10 protein-coding genes are annotated in these 17,348 nt (G+C 41.7%); 8 read left to right on the top strand and 2 right to left on the bottom strand.

Features of this window, described 5'->3' with window-relative positions; genetic code table 11:
* The first annotated feature begins 197 nt into the window (after window positions 1-197).
* From dapB to QM956_RS10145, 3 genes are read left to right on the top strand one after another with little or no spacing between them, the layout of a single operon-like run.
* Entirely contained in the window at window positions 198-965 is a 768-nt protein-coding gene (gene dapB / locus QM956_RS10155; protein ID WP_414300086.1) for a 4-hydroxy-tetrahydrodipicolinate reductase, read from the top strand.
* Entirely contained in the window at window positions 962-2,161 is a 1,200-nt protein-coding gene (locus QM956_RS10150; protein WP_080713145.1) for a CCA tRNA nucleotidyltransferase, read from the top strand. Before dapB ends, QM956_RS10150 begins: the two co-directional genes overlap by 4 nt.
* Window positions 2,158-4,029 carry an ABC-F family ATP-binding cassette domain-containing protein gene (locus tag QM956_RS10145; protein ID WP_414302499.1) on the top strand — a complete coding sequence of 624 codons (1,872 nt, stop codon included), beginning with the start codon at window positions 2,158-2,160 and terminating at the stop codon, window positions 4,027-4,029. The genes QM956_RS10150 and QM956_RS10145 overlap by 4 nt, the downstream gene beginning before the upstream one ends.
* A 36-nt stretch (window positions 4,030-4,065) precedes the next feature.
* Here the strand turns inward: QM956_RS10145 and mntE are convergent, their stop codons facing one another.
* On the bottom strand, window positions 4,066-5,250 hold the full coding sequence (gene mntE / locus QM956_RS10140) for a CDF family manganese efflux transporter MntE (protein ID WP_033685391.1): 1,185 nt from the start codon (window positions 5,248-5,250) through the stop codon (window positions 4,066-4,068).
* A 307-nt stretch (window positions 5,251-5,557) separates the two neighbouring features.
* Here mntE and QM956_RS10135 point away from each other — a divergent pair, with 307 nt between their 5' ends.
* From QM956_RS10135 to yaaA, 4 genes are all read left to right on the top strand, one after another.
* Window positions 5,558-8,254 carry a cation-translocating P-type ATPase gene (locus tag QM956_RS10135; RefSeq protein ID WP_414302498.1) on the top strand — a complete coding sequence of 899 codons (2,697 nt, stop codon included), beginning with the start codon at window positions 5,558-5,560 and terminating at the stop codon, window positions 8,252-8,254.
* A gap of 117 nt (window positions 8,255-8,371) precedes the next feature.
* Entirely contained in the window at window positions 8,372-8,782 is a 411-nt protein-coding gene (locus QM956_RS10130) for a peptide deformylase (RefSeq protein WP_414302497.1), read from the top strand.
* Between the two features lie 11 nt (window positions 8,783-8,793).
* Entirely contained in the window at window positions 8,794-10,389 is a 1,596-nt protein-coding gene (locus QM956_RS10125) for a hypothetical protein (protein WP_414302496.1), read from the top strand.
* A 186-nt stretch (window positions 10,390-10,575) separates the two neighbouring features.
* Window positions 10,576-11,304: a peroxide stress protein YaaA gene (gene yaaA / locus QM956_RS10120; protein WP_414302495.1), complete on the top strand. Its 729-nt coding sequence runs from the start codon at window positions 10,576-10,578 to the stop codon at window positions 11,302-11,304.
* Between the two features lie 47 nt (window positions 11,305-11,351).
* Here yaaA and pclR read toward each other — a convergent pair whose 3' ends face one another.
* A complete protein-coding gene (gene pclR, locus QM956_RS10115) occupies window positions 11,352-12,836 on the bottom strand; it encodes a virulence transcriptional activator PclR (protein WP_414302494.1) in 1,485 nt (494 codons plus the stop codon).
* 212 nt (window positions 12,837-13,048) lie between these two features.
* On the opposite strand from pclR, the gene pclA reads away from it, so the two are divergent.
* A complete protein-coding gene (gene pclA / locus QM956_RS10110; protein WP_414302493.1) occupies window positions 13,049-17,053 on the top strand; it encodes a pneumococcal collagen-like adhesin PclA in 4,005 nt (1,334 codons plus the stop codon).
* Window positions 17,054-17,348: the final 295 nt, after the last annotated feature.

The raw sequence follows: 17,348 nt of genomic DNA, 5'->3' as shown, positions 1-17,348 counted from the left end.
CAAGGAGGGAGGAGACACTCCTTGATTAGAACTCCTATTTTCACTCTGTGTTCTTACAGGCTTTGTATCTTGGAAATTGAACACGGACTACCTGCCTCTTGAAAAAAGATGCCTGTCTTGCCTTTCATGGAAAGTCAGCGTCATTCCCTATTTTTCAAGGGCAGCTATCGTCCTTTGTATCTTAGTCAGGAGTAGAGATGAGTATTCGAGTAATTATTGCTGGTTTTAAGGGAAAGATGGGCCAGGCTGCTTGTCAGATGGTCTTGGCTGATCCAGACTTGGACTTGGTAGCAGTTTTGTATCCCTTTGAGTCTGAATCAGAATGGCAGGGTATTCCTGTTTTCAAGGATAAGGCTGATTTGGTCGGTTTTGAAGCAGATGTCTGGGTAGACTTTACTACACCAGCTGTTGCCTATGAAAATACACGCTTTGCTCTTGAAAATGGCTTTGCTCCAGTAGTTGGGACAACAGGTTTCACGAGTGAAGAAATTGCAGAGCTAAAAGCATTTTCTCGTGCTCAAGATTTGGGTGGCTTGATCGCTCCTAACTTTGCCTTGGGTGCTGTTTTACTCATGCAATTTGCAAGGCAGGCTGCTAAATATTTCCCAAATGTGGAGATTATCGAGCTCCATCATGACAAGAAAAAGGATGCTCCGAGTGGAACTGCTATTAAAACAGCTGAGTTAATGGCAGAAGTTCGAGAGTCTATCCAGCAGGGTGCAGCAGATGAGGAAGAATTGATTGCAGGTGCCCGTGGTGCTGACTTTGATGGCATGCGCATCCACTCAGTTCGTTTGCCAGGCTTAGTAGCCCATCAGGAAGTCATTTTTGGCAATCAGGGAGAAGGATTGACCCTCCGTCATGACTCCTATGATCGCAGCTCCTTCATGACAGGGGTGAATTTGGGAATTAAAGAAGTTGTCAAGCGTCATGAGCTTGTCTATGGATTAGAACACTTATTATGAGATTAACGCAAATGCCTTCTGAATTTCAGAAGGCTTTACCAGTATTAGAAAAAATTAAAGAAGCAGGTTTTGAGGCCTATTTTGTTGGAGGTTCTGTTCGAGATGCCCTCCTCAATCGTCCTATCCATGATGTGGATATTGCGACGTCTTCTTATCCAGAAGAAACCAAGCAGATTTTTCCGCGAACAGCCGATATCGGAATCGAGCATGGAACTGTCTTGGTCTTAGATGGGGACGAGGAGTATGAGGTGACTACTTTTCGGACAGAGGATGTCTATGTGGACTATCGCAGACCCAGTGCGGTCTCCTTTGTGCGCTCGCTAGAAGAAGACCTCAAGCGCCGTGATTTCACAGTCAACGCCTTTGCCTTGGACGATACAGGAGAAATCATTGACTTGTTCCATGGTTTAGAAGATTTAGAAAATCAAGTTTTGCGGGCGGTTGGAGTGGCAAGTGAGCGTTTCAACGAAGATGCTTTGCGGATTATGCGTGGCTTCCGTTTTCAGGCCAGTCTTGGCTTTGAGCTTGAGTCAGAAACATTTAAAGCTATGAAGACTTTGACGCCACTTTTGGAGAAAATTTCTGTGGAGCGTACCTTCGTTGAGTTTGATAAACTCTTGCTGGCTCCATTTTGGAGAAGGGGCTTGACTTCCATGATTGAGAGTCAAGCTTATGATTATCTCCCTGATATGGCAGCTAGCCAGGACGAGCTTAACAGACTGTTTGATTTGGAGACTGATTTCACCTTTGAATCTTCAGAGCAAGCCTGGGCTGCTCTACTGTGGGCTTTGGATATTGAAAATGCGCAGCCATTTTTGAAGGCTTGGAAGACCTCACGTCAGTTTGCTAAGCAAGTTCAGGATTTACTGACTATTTTGACCTTGCGTGAAAAGGGAGAATTGAGCAAGCGCGATTGTTACCGCTTTGACTTGGATTTGCTTTTACAGGCTGAAAATCTTCGTCAAGCCCAAGGAAAAGAAGTCAACCCACAAGCAATTACAGAAACTTACCAGAGTTTGACCATTCATGATAAGAAAGAAATTCAGATTAATGGTGGCATTTTGATTAAGGAATATGGCTATCAACCAGGCCCAGACTTGGGAGAGATTTTAACAGAGATTGAATATGCCATTGTCGATGGAGAATTGGAAAATGACCGTCAAGCCATCCATGCTTACTTGAGGGAGAAAAAATGAGAGATTTTATCGTTGAAAAACTAAGTAAATCCGTCGGTGATAAGACCGTTTTTAAGGATATTTCCTTTATCATCCATGACCTAGACAGAATCGGTCTGATTGGTGTCAATGGGACTGGCAAGACCACCCTTTTAGATGTCCTTTCTGGTGTTTCTGGCTTTGATGGGGATGTCAGTCCTTTTTCAGCTAAAAATGATTACCAGATTGGTTACTTGACTCAAGATCCTGATTTTGATGATAGCAAGACGGTCTTGGATACGGTCCTATCCAGCGACCTCAAGGAAATCCAGCTTATTCGTGAGTATGAGTTGATCATGCTCAACTACAGTGAGGATAAGCAGGCTCGTTTGGAACGGGTTATGGCAGAGATGGATTCTCTTCAAGCTTGGGAAATTGAGAGTCAGGTCAAGACCGTTCTCAGCAAGCTGGGTATTCAAGACTTATCTACTCCTGTTGGGGAATTATCAGGTGGCCTAAGAAGACGAGTCCAGTTGGCGCAAGTTTTACTTGGCAATCACGACCTCTTGCTTCTGGATGAGCCGACCAACCATTTGGATATTGCGACTATTGAGTGGCTGACCCTCTTTTTAAAAAATTCCAAGAAGACCGTCCTTTTTATCACCCACGATCGTTATTTCCTAGACGCTTTGTCAACACGTATTTTCGAGTTGGATCGCGCAGGTTTGACCGAGTACCAGGGAAATTACCAGGACTATGTTCGCCTAAAGGCGGAACAGGATGAGCGCGACGCGGCTCTACTTCATAAAAAGGAACAACTTTATAAGCAAGAATTGGCCTGGATGCGCAGACAACCGCAGGCGCGTGCGACCAAGCAGCAGGCTCGTATCAATCGTTTCCATGACTTGAAAAAGGAAGTTTCAGGCAGTAGTGCTGAGACAGACTTGACCATGAACTTTGAAACCAGTCGGATTGGGAAGAAAGTCATCGAGTTTCAGGATGTTTGCTTTGCTTATGATGACAAGATAATTTTGCAAGATTTTAATCTCTTGGTGCAGGCTAAAGATCGTATTGGAATCGTTGGGGACAACGGTGTTGGGAAATCAACCCTGCTTAATCTGATTGCAGGCAGTCTTGAGCCGACAGCAGGACAAGTTGTGATTGGGGAAACTGTTCGTATCGCCTATTTCTCTCAGCAAATTGAGGGCTTGGATGAAAGCAAGCGAGTGATCAATTACTTGCAGGAAGTGGCAGAAGAGGTCAAGACCAGCGGTGGTTCTACGACTTCTATTGCAGAGCTGCTGGAGCAGTTTCTTTTCCCACGTTCGACGCATGGAACCTTGATTGAGAAATTGTCTGGGGGAGAGAAAAAACGTCTTTATCTCCTCAAACTGCTCTTGGAAAAACCAAATGTTCTTCTCTTGGACGAACCGACAAATGATCTAGATATTGCGACCTTGACAGTTTTGGAGAATTTCTTGCAAGGCTTTGCTGGTCCAGTTTTGACTGTTAGTCACGACCGCTATTTCTTGGATAAGGTAGCGACCAAGATTCTGGCTTTTGAAGATGGCAAGATTCGTCCATTCTTTGGTCATTATACCGACTACCTAGATGAAAAAGCCTTTGAAACAGAGATGGCCAATCAAGTACAAAAGGCTGAAAAGGAGAAAGTGGTCAAGGTTCGTGAAGACAAGAAACGCATGACCTACCAAGAAAAGCAGGAGTGGGCAAGCATTGAAGGCGATATTGAAGCCTTGGAAAATCGTATCGCTGCTATTGAAGAGGAGATGCAGGCCAACGGCTCTGATTTTAGCAAACTAGCTACTCTTCAAAAAGAACTGGATGAGAAAAACGAAGCACTCCTTGAAAAATACGACCGCTATGAATATCTAAGTGACTTTGATAGCTAGAAGAATAGAAAAATCCCGTCTCATGACAGGATTTCTCTATTCTTTTTTGGTTTCTTGATGAAAGACATTTTGCCAAGTTTCGTGGCGACGCCAGATACTGGTATGGACGATACCTTCTAACTCATAGCAGATGAGTTTTGTTTTCTGACTGATAGAAGTGATTTGGATGTCCTTGATAGCAGAATTCAACTCTTTTTCGGCTTTATAGGTCTCTTTATCCATCTGTTCTCCATCTTGACGAATATAGACAAAATCATCAGCCAAGAGTTCTTCCAGTTGATTTCCCTGGTCAATCAATTGTTCGCGCATGAGTAATTTTTTATAGACATTGTCTAAAATCTCATCCTCAGGTATAGGTGCTGGCTCGATATGGACATCGGTATCAAAGACCCCAAAACGCTCTTCCAACATAGACTCGACTTGATCCGCAATCTCGTGGCTCTCATAAACCGACAAGTCAGGATTCATCTCCAGCGTGATATCTAGGTAAATGTTGCTACCGTAGGTGCGACCTCTTTGAGACTTAACCTTGCTGATTTTGGGAATTTCCATGATGGCCTTTTGATAATCCTCAAGCAGACGGTCGTCAAAACCATCTGAAAGGCTAAAGGAAGACTCGATAAAGATATCATAGGCAGTCTTCAAGATAAAGAAAGTGATGATAATGGCAACCAGTTTATCCACAATGGGATAATTGAAACTGCTAGCTAGGATGGCGATAGTAGAACCAAGTGAGGTAACAGCATCAGAAAGATTGTCCTTGGCGGCAGCCTTCAGTGCTTTGGAGTTGGATTTCTTACTGAGGCGAGTGTTGTAGAGATACACCACAAACATGATCGCTGCAGACATAATTCCTAGAGTTGCACCCAGAGGATCAATAACCGTTTCTTCACGACTGAGAATCTTCTGAATGGTATCCCTTAGAACATCAAAGCCAACATAGAACATGATGCTGGAAGTGATTAAGCTAGCCAAATCCTCAATCTTCCAGTGGCCAAAACGGTGATCTCGGTCAGCAGGCTGGCGCGCCATCCGAATCCCTATCAAGAGGGCCACATTTCCAATGATGTCCGACACATTGTTAAAACCATCGGCCACCAAACTGGATGAATGGAGGAGGTGCCCAGTTGCTAATTTCGCTGCAGACAAGATCAAATAGGTCGAAATACTGATAATGGCCCCACGCTCAGCTAACTTGAGATTTGAGATAGATTGCTTCATTCAACTTCCTTTCTAGTCATATAGCATTCTACCATTATACTGGTTTTCAAGGGAAAATTCAAATAAGTCATTTTTTACTCTTTGAAAACTTTTCAAAATTTGGTATAATAGTACTACTCAAGGGAGTAGCTGGCAGAAACCTGTGATAGTGTCGTCATTCCGAATTTTATACTGAAAAGTATGCTTTCCGGCACTATCTTAAACAGCGAGACTTGTTATGATTAATAGGTCTCTTTTTGTTTGTCGTGAAAAGATGCGATGAGGGAAAAGAGAGTCTGTTTTGCACACAATGTCAAGGAGGAGACACATGTCAAAAGAACAAAAACGCCAAGCGTTTTACACTCAGAGTCCTGAAGAGGTCTTGAAGGCTGTGGATGCGACCGAGCAAGGTTTGTCATCAAGTGAGGCGGAAAAGCGCCTTGCAGAATTTGGCCACAATGAACTCGAAGAAGGCGAGAAACGATCAATTCTGGTCAAATTCATCGAGCAATTTAAGGATTTGATGATTATCATCCTAGTTGCGGCAGCAATCTTGTCAGTCGTGACTTCTGGTGGGGAAGATATCGCAGATGCCATTATCATCTTAGCCGTGGTAATCATCAATGCTGCCTTTGGTGTTTACCAAGAAGGAAAAGCCGAAGAAGCGATCGAAGCTCTCAAATCCATGTCTAGTCCAGCTGCCCGCGTTCTTCGTGATGGGCATATGGCGGAGATTGACTCTAAAGAATTGGTTCCAGGAGATATTGTTTCCCTTGAAGCAGGTGATGTAGTACCTGCAGACCTACGTTTGATTGAAGCAAACTCTCTTAAAATTGAAGAAGCAGCTCTTACAGGTGAGTCTGTGCCAGTCGAAAAAGACTTGACAGTTGAACTTGCTGCAGATGCTGGTATTGGTGACCGTGTCAATATGGCCTTCCAAAACTCAAATGTGACTTATGGTCGTGGTCTTGGTGTTGTTATCAATACAGGGATGTACACTGAAGTTGGTCACATCGCAGGTATGCTCCAAGATGCGGATGAGACGGATACACCACTTAAACAAAACTTGAATAACCTTTCTAAGGTCTTGACCTATGCTATCTTGGTCATTGCCCTTGTTACTTTTGTAGTGGGTGTCTTCATTCAAGGGAAAAATCCACTTGGTGAGTTGATGACCTCTGTTGCGCTTGCCGTTGCAGCCATCCCAGAAGGACTTCCTGCTATCGTGACCATCGTTCTTGCCCTTGGTACTCAAGTTTTGGCCAAACGAAACTCTATCGTTCGTAAGTTGCCAGCTGTAGAAACGCTTGGTTCAACTGAAATCATCGCTTCTGATAAGACTGGTACGCTTACCATGAACAAGATGACCGTCGAAAAAGTCTTCTATGATGCAGTCCTACATGACTCTGCTGATGACATTGAACTCGGCTTGGACATGCCTCTTCTTCGTTCTGTAGTTTTGGCTAATGATACCAAGATTGATGCAGAAGGAAACCTGATCGGAGATCCAACCGAAACAGCCTTTATCCAATATGCCTTGGACAAGGGCTACGATGTGAAAGGATTTTTAGAGAAATATCCTCGTGTGGCTGAGTTGCCATTTGACTCTGACCGTAAGCTCATGTCAACGGTTCACCCATTGCCAGATGGTAAATTCCTTGTAGCGGTCAAGGGTGCCCCAGACCAACTTTTGAAACGTTGTGTTCTTCGTGATAAAGCTGGGGATATTGCTCCGATTGATGAGAAGGTTACAAACCTCATTCACACAAACAACTCTGAAATGGCTCACCAAGCCTTGCGTGTCCTCGCAGGTGCTTATAAGATTATTGACAGCATTCCAGAAAACCTGACTTCTGAAGAGCTTGAAAATGATTTAATCTTTACTGGTTTGATTGGGATGATTGACCCTGAACGTCCTGAAGCTGCTGAGGCTGTTCGTGTGGCTAAGGAAGCGGGAATTCGTCCAATCATGATTACGGGTGACCATCAAGACACTGCAGAAGCTATTGCCAAACGTTTGGGAATCATCGATGCAAATGATACAGAAGGACACGTTTTAACTGGTGCTGAGCTCAACGAACTGTCAGATGAAGACTTTGAAAAAGTAGTTGGTCAATACTCTGTTTATGCCCGTGTATCTCCAGAACACAAGGTTCGTATCGTCAAGGCTTGGCAAAAACAAGGTAAAGTCGTTGCCATGACAGGTGATGGTGTCAATGATGCGCCAGCTCTGAAAACAGCCGACATCGGTATCGGTATGGGAATCACTGGTACAGAGGTTTCTAAGGGGGCTTCTGACATGATTCTTGCAGATGATAACTTTGCGACTATTATCGTTGCAGTGGAAGAAGGACGTAAGGTCTTCTCAAACATTCAAAAGACTATTCAGTACCTACTTTCTGCCAATACTGCTGAAGTATTAACTATCTTCCTATCAACCTTGTTTGGTTGGGATGTCTTACAGCCAGTTCATCTTTTGTGGATCAACTTGGTAACCGATACTTTCCCAGCTATCGCTCTAGGTGTTGAGCCAGCTGAGCCTGGTGTCATGAACCATAAACCACGTGGACGCAAGGCAAGCTTCTTCTCAGGTGGTGTTTTGAGTTCTATCATCTATCAAGGTGTACTCCAAGCAACTATTGTTATGAGTGTTTATGGTCTTGCGATTGCTTACCCAGTTCATGTGGGTGACAATCATGCCATTCATGCAGATGCCCTAACTATGGCCTTTGCAACCCTTGGTTTAATTCAGCTCTTCCATGCTTATAATGTCAAGTCTGTTTACCAATCCATCTTGACAGTTGGACCATTCAAGTCTAAGACCTTCAACTGGTCTATCTTGGTATCCTTCATCCTTCTCATGGCAATAATCGTCGTAGAACCACTTGAAGGAATCTTCCACGTAACCAAACTAGACTTGTCACAATGGGGAATCGTTATGGGCGGAAGCTTCTCAATGATTATTATCGTCGAAATTGTTAAGTTTATTCAACGCAAACTTGGCTTTGATAAGAATGCGATTTAAAAAGAAAAAGTCATCTTCGGATGGCTTTTTGCTACAGTTGAGGGAAAGGGCTTGCAGTTATCGGCTTTTGTGCTATAATTGCTATAATATAGTAAAAAGAAAGAGGAGTGTGAGGAAGTGGAAAAGAAAATTGTGAAGGATATCTTATTTTTATCTCAGGTATCTCAGACGGCAAGTCAGGAAGATCTGTATCTTGCCAGAGATTTACAAGATACGCTCTTAGCAAATCGTGAGACTTGTGTCGGTCTGGCTGCCAATATGATTGGGGTGCAGAAGCGTGTGATTATCTTTAATCTTGGTTTGGTTCCTGTGGTCATGTTTAATCCAGTGCTCCTATCCTCTGAAGGAGCTTATGAGACAGAAGAAGGCTGTTTGTCCTTGACAGGTGTGAGACCTACTAAGCGTTATGAAACCATAAGGGTTGCCTATCGTGACAGCAAGTGGCAGGAACAGACCATTACTTTGACAGGCTTCCCAGCCCAGATTTGCCAGCATGAACTGGATCACTTGGAAGGACGAATCATTTAGGAGGAAAGCAAATGAAACGAATAGTCTTTGAACTTATTTTTATCGCAACGACCTGGTATATCTTTTTACCGCCTCTTAACCTGACCAGCTGGGAATTTCTCTTTTTCCTCTGTGGGCATTTGCTGGTTGTAGCAGTCTTATTTGGATTTGGCAAGGGAATCAATCTGGTCAAAACGGTTCATGTGCGCCACGGCAAGGCAGAAGCTGCCTTAAATCTAGAGGGCTTCAAAATCAATCGGTTAGGGAAAATCCTTTTAGCTTCTATTGGAGGAATTCTTCTCTTAGCAGCCTTGGTTTCCTTGGTGACTTCCAGCATTTTTCAGGCTAAAAATTATGCCAATGTAGTCACGGTGACGGAAAAAGACTTTACTGAATTTCCTAAGAGTGACACCAGTAAGGTTCCTATCTTAGATAGAAGTACTGCTGAAAAAATTGGTGACCGCTACTTGGGTTCCCTAACGGACAAGGTGTCGCAGTACGTAGCGGCAGACACCTATACCCAATTGACGATTGATGGGAAACCTTATCGAGTTACGCCACTAGAATACGCAGACCCTATCAAATGGTTTAACAATCAAGCCAAGGGAATCGGCGAGTATATCAAGGTGGACATGGTAACCGGGAATGCCAACTTGGTGGACTTGAAGACACCAATCAAGTATTCGGACTCGGAGTATTTTAACCGCGATGTCAAGCGTCACCTGCGCTTGAAGTACCCAACTAAAATCTTCAAGACTCCATCTTTTGAGGTGGACGATGAGGGCAATCCTTTCTATGTAGCAACCGTTTACCAAAAGCAATTTGGGCTTGCGGTTCCTCGTCCTGTTTCAGTCATTATCTTGGATGCTACAAATGGAGAAACCAAGGAATACAGCTTGTCAGATGTTCCAGAATGGGTGGACAGGGTTTATCCAGCTGAGGAAACCATTGAGCAAATTAACTACAACGGCAAGTACAAGGACGGTTTCTGGAATGCTATGATTTCCAAGAAAAACGTGACCCAGACTACCAAGGGATATAATTATTTGTCTATCGGTAATGACATCTACCTCTACACAGGTGTGACGTCGGCCAATGCAGATGAAAGTAATCTTGGTTTTATCCTTGAAAATATGCGGACAGGAGAAATCACTAAGTATAGCTTGGCTTCTGCGACCGAAGAATCAGCCCGTGAATCAGCCGAAGGTGCTGTTCAGGAGAAATCCTACAAGTCAACCTTCCCAATCCTCATCAACATCAATGACAAGCCTCTCTACATCATGGGCTTGAAGGACAATGCTGGCTTGGTCAAAGAGTACGCTTTGGTAGACGCAGTCGAGTACCAAAATGTTATCGTAGCCACCACTGTGGAAGAACTGCTCAGCAAGTACGCCAACAAAAACGATCTTGAAATTGATAATGAAACCACAGAAAGTATCAAGGGTGTGGTAGCAGACCTCAAATCAGCTGTTATCAAGGGCGACACCGTCTACTTCTTTAAAGTTGATGGCAAGATTTACAAGGTTAAGGCCTCTGTATCAGATGACCTGCCTTACCTCGAAAATGGTAAAACCTTCGAAGGTCAAGTAGGAAAAGACAACTATCTCAAGACCTTTAAAGTTCAGTAAGAGGAGAGGCTGGGCAAAACCTCAATTTCAGGAAAAAATGAAGTAAATCTTTCCATCATAAAACGCATAGTATCAAGATTTCTCAATTCCTGATACTATGCATTTTTTAATTTTAATGCCTTTTTCCCCAGTCTCTTTTCAGATGAATTCCTTGGTTGTGGTTAAAAAATATGCTACACTATCAATATGAAAATTTTAATCCCAACAGCAAAAGAAATGAACACAGACTTGCCAAGTATCGAAGCTGCTCCTTTAAAACCAGAAAGTCAGGCCGTGCTGGATGCCTTGGATCTCTATTCTGCTAGTCAATTGGAGAGTTTTTACAAGGTATCAGCCGAGAAGTCTGCGGAAGAATTTCAAAATATCCAAGCTTTGAAAAGTCAAACTGCTCAACACTATCCAGCCTTGAAACTTTTTGATGGGCTCATGTATCGCCATATTAAGCGAGATAAATTGACCGAGGTAGAACAAGCCTATCTTGAAAATCATGTCTTTATTACCTCGGCTTTGTACGGAGTCGTTCCAGCCTTGTCACCCATAGCCCCTCACCGTTTGGACTTTTTGATGAAATTAAAAGTCGCTGGTAAGACTTTGAAGAACCATTGGAAGACAGCCTATGATGAGGCTATGAATGGTGAAGATCTAATTTTCTCCCTCTTGTCATCTGAGTTTGAGAATGTATTTTCTAAGGAAATCAGAGAAAAAATGGTGACCTTCAAATTCATGGAGGATAGAGGTGGTCAGCTGAAGATTCATTCAACTATTTCAAAGAAAGCGCGTGGTGCCTTCCTGACAGCCCTGATAGAAAATCAAGTACAGACGGTGGAGGAGGCTCGTCGCTTAAGCTTTGCAGGGTTTACCTACAGAGAAGATTTGTCACAGCCACAGGAATTGGTTTTTGTTAAGGAAGTATAGAAATCAGATAAGAGAAAAAGTCAGCAGGACCCTGCTGACTTTTTAGTTTATAAAGTATTGGATATATGAATCTCATTTGATAAAGTGTTGAGGTGATTAACCAAATCCATGATTGACAGATGGTTTCGGCAAATAAACTTCTTAGTAATCCCTGGAATATAGAAATTAGACACGATGATATCGTAATCTGTCTGATTTAAAATCTCAGGACTTGTTTGTAATTCATCCCAAATATCGAAGGTAAAGCGGTTATTACAGTAATAGGAAAGCATATCAACAAAGGTAAGGGATATAGCATGGTCAAAGTTACTGATAATCAAAACCTTGATAGGTGGTCGATTTTCTAACAACTGAGTAGAGAGGTTTTCAGCATGGGTTAAGATGGTGTACATCAGGTGTTCCAACTGTTCAGGATGGTCATGCTGTCCAATTGCTTGACGGTATTGAGCCAGTTCTTGACGTGCACTTCCCATAAAGTCTGGGAAGTAAACTTCAAATTTTTTAATCGTCAATGCTTTTTGTTCAAATAAGATTGGGGTAGAAAAGATTTCCTGTCTTTCAAAGAAAGCAGTGTTGTGTAAATGCCAAATCAGCTCATCGTGGTTGGTAAAAGTAATCTTATATTGTTTTGATAGGCTTTCTAATATTTGACTAAGTAATTGGTAAGAGTATCTTGCTTCACTGTTTTCTTCTAAAGAGTTGAAGAATTCTTGAGGATTTAAGAAAAGATTGTTTTGAATAAAGGATATAAAAATTTGGGCGATGATATCTGGAGTGATTTCAAGTCCCAGTTTTTCAGAGAAATGGACAAGTAGCTCCTCAAAATTTGGAATATTCATCAAAAGAGGGTAGTATTCATCGAAGAAATGATTTGGTAAGTCGATAAAATGACCATTTTTGACGCGGTAAATACTGATAGCTATCATCAATTTGTACATTCTATAAATTGAAAATCGCATTGGATAATTCGTGATTTTATAGAAGAAATCAGCAAACTCTGTTAAATCCTCCTCAGGAAGGTCTGGAAAAGGCCAGTCTAGGAAATAATAGCGCTCAGAAAAGTATTGGGCAAAAAAATAACGAATATCCGTTTCATTACCAAGAATTGCAGTAGGGGTAAAAGATAATTCAATCTGAAATTGTGATGATAGAGTTTTTGTAATATTTCGGCCTAATCGATAGAGGTTGGCATTACTTGAGTGAAGATTTTCAACTGTTCGATAAATAGGTAGCCCCTCATTGAAGAACATATACTCTAGTAATTGAAAAGATTGGGAATGGGCTAGAAAATATTGATAAATATCTTCTACACTAGTGTTAACATCTAAATCAATCATAATTCCGTTAACGGAAGATTGGATGTCAATATTTGGGAAAGCTGTTCGTAATTCATTTAAATCATTTTTTAGGATTCGTTCTGTACATCCTAATTTTTCGGCAAGTGCATGTAACCTTATCCAATTACGATTCTGAATTAAGGTTTCCATTAAACGTAATTGTCTTTGGTCTTTTGTGGATAAAAGGTTGCGCATTTAGGTATTTCCTCCTAAATTATATTGTATCATAATTATGATTCTTTTGTACAAAAAAACAAGAATTAAAAATATGTACATTAAATTCAAAAAAAAAAAAAAATATGGCTCCATGGTACAAAAATCAGATATATTAATTTCATAGATAATATTGATTAATGGCTCAAATAGTTGTAAAGTGTAAACTATAAATTACTATCTAGGAGTTTGAAATGAAACATTCACATAAGAAATCATTTGACTGGTATAGCATGCAACAACGATACTCTATTCGTAAGTATCACTTTGGTGCGGCTAGTGTCTTGCTCGGGACAGCCTTAGTCTTGGGAACTGCTGCCAATGCGCAATCAGTACAAGCAGAGGAACAACATCCTGAGGCAACTAATAGTGTCTCTGTTGATAAGGATAAGGTAGATGAAGCTACTAAACCAGCAGAAGTTTCTACACCTAAAAAAGAAACAACTTATGCAGCTCCAACTGTTGCCAACCCAGTAGAAACGACTCCAGCTAAAACTGAAGAAGCTACTAGACCAGCAGAAAAAGTTGAAGAAGCAAAAGACAAAAAAGAAGCAAGTCATCAAGATGCTGTTGACAAGTCAAAATTGTTAACGGCTCTTTCACGTGCTAAAAAATTAGAAAGCAAGTTATATACAGAAGCAAGTGCTGCTAACTTGCAAGCAAGTATCCAAGCTGGTCAAGGTTTGCTTGGGAAAGCAGATGCGACTGAAGCTGAAGTATCAGCAGCAGAGTCATCTATTCAATCGGCTATTATTGGTCTAGAACTTCGTTCTAACTCTGATAAAGGAACAGTATCAGAAACTCCTGTAGTGAAGAAAGCTGACACAGCAGAAGCCAAAGAAGAAGCTAAGCCAGCTGCAACAACTGATCGTTCAGCTCTTGATAGCGCTGTTTTGCCAACTAGCACAGTTGCCAAAGTAGAAACAACTTCAGCTCCAAAATCTACTAATGAAATCTTGAAACCAGGTTTGAGCCTTTCTGATGCTCGCCAAAATCCAGCTATCCGTAAAGAAGACTTGGATAAAGGGCATAGTGGTTTTAGAGCGGCTAGCAATCCAGCTAACCCAATTGTCTCAGGTTCTGGAAATACAGTTGCATTTGCAGATATTAGTCAAGGTGGTCGTAGTTATAGTTTCCGTGGCTACGGGAACTCACGTGGTGGTAATTCAATTCATTACGATGTAACAACAGTACGTCAAGGTAATAGATTGAATTTCACAATTAAATACTCTGGTCCAGGTGAATTTGTTAATAATAACTTTATCTTGGATAAAGGGGATGGATTTGGAAATCCTTCCAATGCGACAATCACAACTCCAAGGTTAAGAGATCAATCAAAACCTATTAGTCAGGGTGCCAACTTCGTATCTCATTCAGGATACAGTATGACCTCTGCTACTTCAACAAATACGGAACAAACAGTCAGATTTAGTTTGCCTATCAATAATCCAAATGGTGACTTGTCTGTTCGTTTGAAACCAGTTACTTTTAACGTGGACCAAGGTGGTGGTGGTGCCGCGACTAGCAATGACCCATACAGTAACTCCAACTATTATCATAGAGCAAACCCACTGCTCTTGGATGCTAACCCGAATGGTGGTACTAATAATAAGACTGTTTCAGAAGACATTGACTTCCAAACTGTCTATCTTCCAACTAGTAAGTTACCAGAAGGTCAAACTAGATTAGTTCGAGAAGGTGAAAAAGGCCAACGTCAAATTACCTATAAAGTTCACCGATTTGGTAGCGAAACAATTTTAGGATTGCCAATTAGTAATAGTGTTACTAAAGAAGCTAAGCCACGTATTATGCAAATTGGTGTGGCTAAAGAGCTAATCGATACAGTAAAACCACGTGTTGATCAAAATAAAGTCGGTGATACAAATAACCTCACTTTCTATCTTGATAACGATGGCAACGGTGTTTATACTGAAGGTGTAGACGAACTTGTTCAAAGAATTGCTATTAAAGATGGAGCACAAGGTGCTAAAGGTGAAAAAGGAGATCGAGGCGAACGCGGTCTGATTGGAGCACAAGGTGCCAAAGGTGAAAAAGGAGACCAAGGTGAACGCGGTTTAACTGGAGCCCAAGGTGCCAAAGGTGAAAAAGGAGACCGAGGCGAACGTGGTCTAACTGGAGCTAAAGGTGAAAAAGGAGATCGAGGTGAACGCGGTCTGACTGGAGCCCAAGGTGCCAAAGGTGAAAAAGGTGAAAAAGGTGAAAATGGAGCTAATGGAGTAGACGGTAAATCACCAGTTGTAAATGTAACGGACAATGGAGATGGAACACACTCTATTACTGTTAGAAACCCTGATGGTTCTGAATCAACAACGAAAGTTAAAGATGGTAAAGACGGTAAAACTGCCAATATCACTACAACAGAAAATCCAGATGGAAGCCACACAATCACTGTAACAAATCCAGATGGATCAACAAAAGAAACTGTTGTTAAAAACGGTAAAGACGGTAAGACTCCAAAAGTTGAAGTGACTGATAACAACGATGGAACTCACACAGTTAAAGTTACGGATGGAGATGGCAATGTTACCAACGCTATCATCAAAGATGGTAAAGACGGTAAAGCTGCAACAGCAACAACAACAGAAAACCCAGATGGAAGCCACACTGTAACAATCACTAACCCAGATGGAACTAAGAATGAGTTTGTTGTTAAGAATGGACGTGACGGTGTTGACGGACGTACTCCAACCGCATCTGTTCGTGATAATGGAGACGGAAGTCATACAATCGTTATTACAAATCCAGAAGGTGTGACAACTGAAACAACAGTTCGTGATGGTAAATCACCAAAAGTGACTATAACTGATGAACAAAATGGAACTCATAAGATCTCAGTTCTAAATGGTGACGGCACAACTACTGAAACAATCATTAAAGATGGTAAATCACCAGTAGCGACTGTTACTGACAACCATGATGGTACTTACACAATTCGTGTAGAAAACGGTAATGGTACTGTTTCTGAAACCACAGTTCGTGACGGTAAATCACCAACTGCTAAGGTTGTGGATAACGGAGATGGAACTCACACTATCACAGTTGTGAACTCAGACGGTACAACTACAACAACTACAGTTCGTGATGGTAAAGAACCAAAACTTGAAGTGATTGATAACAACAATGGTTCACACACTATTAAAGTAACAGGTGCTGATGGTAAAGAAACTACAACTACAATCTTTGATGGTAAATCACCAAAAGCTAACATCGTTGATAACGGAGACGGAACTCACACATTAACAATCGTAGATTCTGATGGTCGTGAATACAAATCTATTATCAAAGATGGTAAAGACGGCAAAGATGGCGTTTCACCAACTGTAACTGTTAAAAATAATAACGATGGAACTCACGTTGTAACAATCACTAATCCTGATGGAAGTAAGACAGAAATGGTGATTAAAGACGGTAAAGATGGTAAATCACCAAAAGTTTCTGTTGAAGATAATGGTGATGGTAGTCATACAATCACAATCATCAATTCTGATGGAACTGTGACAAAAACAGTTATTAAAGATGGAAAAGATGGTAGAGATGGACGTGATGGTCGAGACGGCAAAGACGGAAAATGTGGATGCCAAGACAAACCAGTAACACCATCAAATGACAAACCAGTTCCTCCAACACGTAATGTGCCAGAAGGACCAACGTTTGCAATGCCAGAACCACCAGTTCATGAATTGCCAGAATTCAACGGTGGTGTGCCAGGAATGCCAGAAGTTCATGAATTGCCAGAATTTAACGGTGGAGTACCAGGTATGCCTGAAGTTACTGAAGTACCAGAATTAGATATGCCAACAGTACCAGCACAACCAACACCAAGTGTACCGGTTAAACCTGTGCCAGCACAACCAACACCAAATGTACCGACACCAGAAGTGCCAGTACAACCAACACCAAATGTACCGACACCAGAAGTGCCAGTACAACCAACTCCAGTTGTTCCAACACCAGAAGTACCGGTTAAACCAGTACCAGCGGTTCCAGAACAACCAGTAGTACCAACACCAGCTCAACCAGCAACTCCAGTAAATGCTAACCCAGTAGTTCCAACTACAGTTAAAGAAAACCATGGGGACAAATTACCTGAAACTGGAAGCCAATCTGATTATATCTCTGTTCTTCTAGGTAGCGGTATTCTATTGAGCCTATATGTAGGTCGAAGAAAAGAAGATTAATCAGCCAAAAGCAGTCACTAATTTCTCGAAAGAAGATGATAAGTGATAGATCTCGAATGAAAGAATATTCTTAGAATGATTTTCCTATGATGGAAAAGACTGCTAAAAACCTTGAGTGGCAACGCTCAAGGTTTTTTTGGATGGCTGATGTTTGTCTGAAAATTTTGAGGCTCTTTGTCAACTGTAGTGGGTTGAAGAAAAGCTAAGATCTAGAAAGGACGAAATTCGTCCTTTCTTTTTTGATGTTGATAGCGATAAAAATCCTTTTTTTGAAGTTTTCAAAGTTCCGAAAACC

Source organism: Streptococcus mitis (genome assembly GCF_047460035.1).
Taxonomy (GTDB): Bacteria; Bacillota; Bacilli; order Lactobacillales; family Streptococcaceae; genus Streptococcus; species Streptococcus mitis_DW.
Note: the sequence above shows the minus strand (reverse complement) of the source record. Positions and strands in the feature narration are given on the sequence as shown.

Bases quoted from the DNA above. Each gene is read 5' to 3' on its own strand.
- dapB (WP_414300086.1), top strand. From the start codon at position 198: ATGAGTATTCGAGTAATTATTGCTGGTTTTAAGGGAAAGATGGGCCAG.
- QM956_RS10150 (WP_080713145.1), top strand. From the start codon at position 962: ATGAGATTAACGCAAATGCCTTCTGAATTTCAGAAGGCTTTACCAGTA.
- QM956_RS10145 (WP_414302499.1), top strand. From the start codon at position 2,158: ATGAGAGATTTTATCGTTGAAAAACTAAGTAAATCCGTCGGTGATAAG.
- mntE (WP_033685391.1), bottom strand. From the start codon at position 5,250: ATGAAGCAATCTATCTCAAATCTCAAGTTAGCTGAGCGTGGGGCCATT.
- QM956_RS10135 (WP_414302498.1), top strand. From the start codon at position 5,558: ATGTCAAAAGAACAAAAACGCCAAGCGTTTTACACTCAGAGTCCTGAA.
- QM956_RS10125 (WP_414302496.1), top strand. From the start codon at position 8,794: ATGAAACGAATAGTCTTTGAACTTATTTTTATCGCAACGACCTGGTAT.
- yaaA (WP_414302495.1), top strand. From the start codon at position 10,576: ATGAAAATTTTAATCCCAACAGCAAAAGAAATGAACACAGACTTGCCA.
- pclR (WP_414302494.1), bottom strand. From the start codon at position 12,836: ATGCGCAACCTTTTATCCACAAAAGACCAAAGACAATTACGTTTAATG.
- pclA (WP_414302493.1), top strand. From the start codon at position 13,049: ATGAAACATTCACATAAGAAATCATTTGACTGGTATAGCATGCAACAA.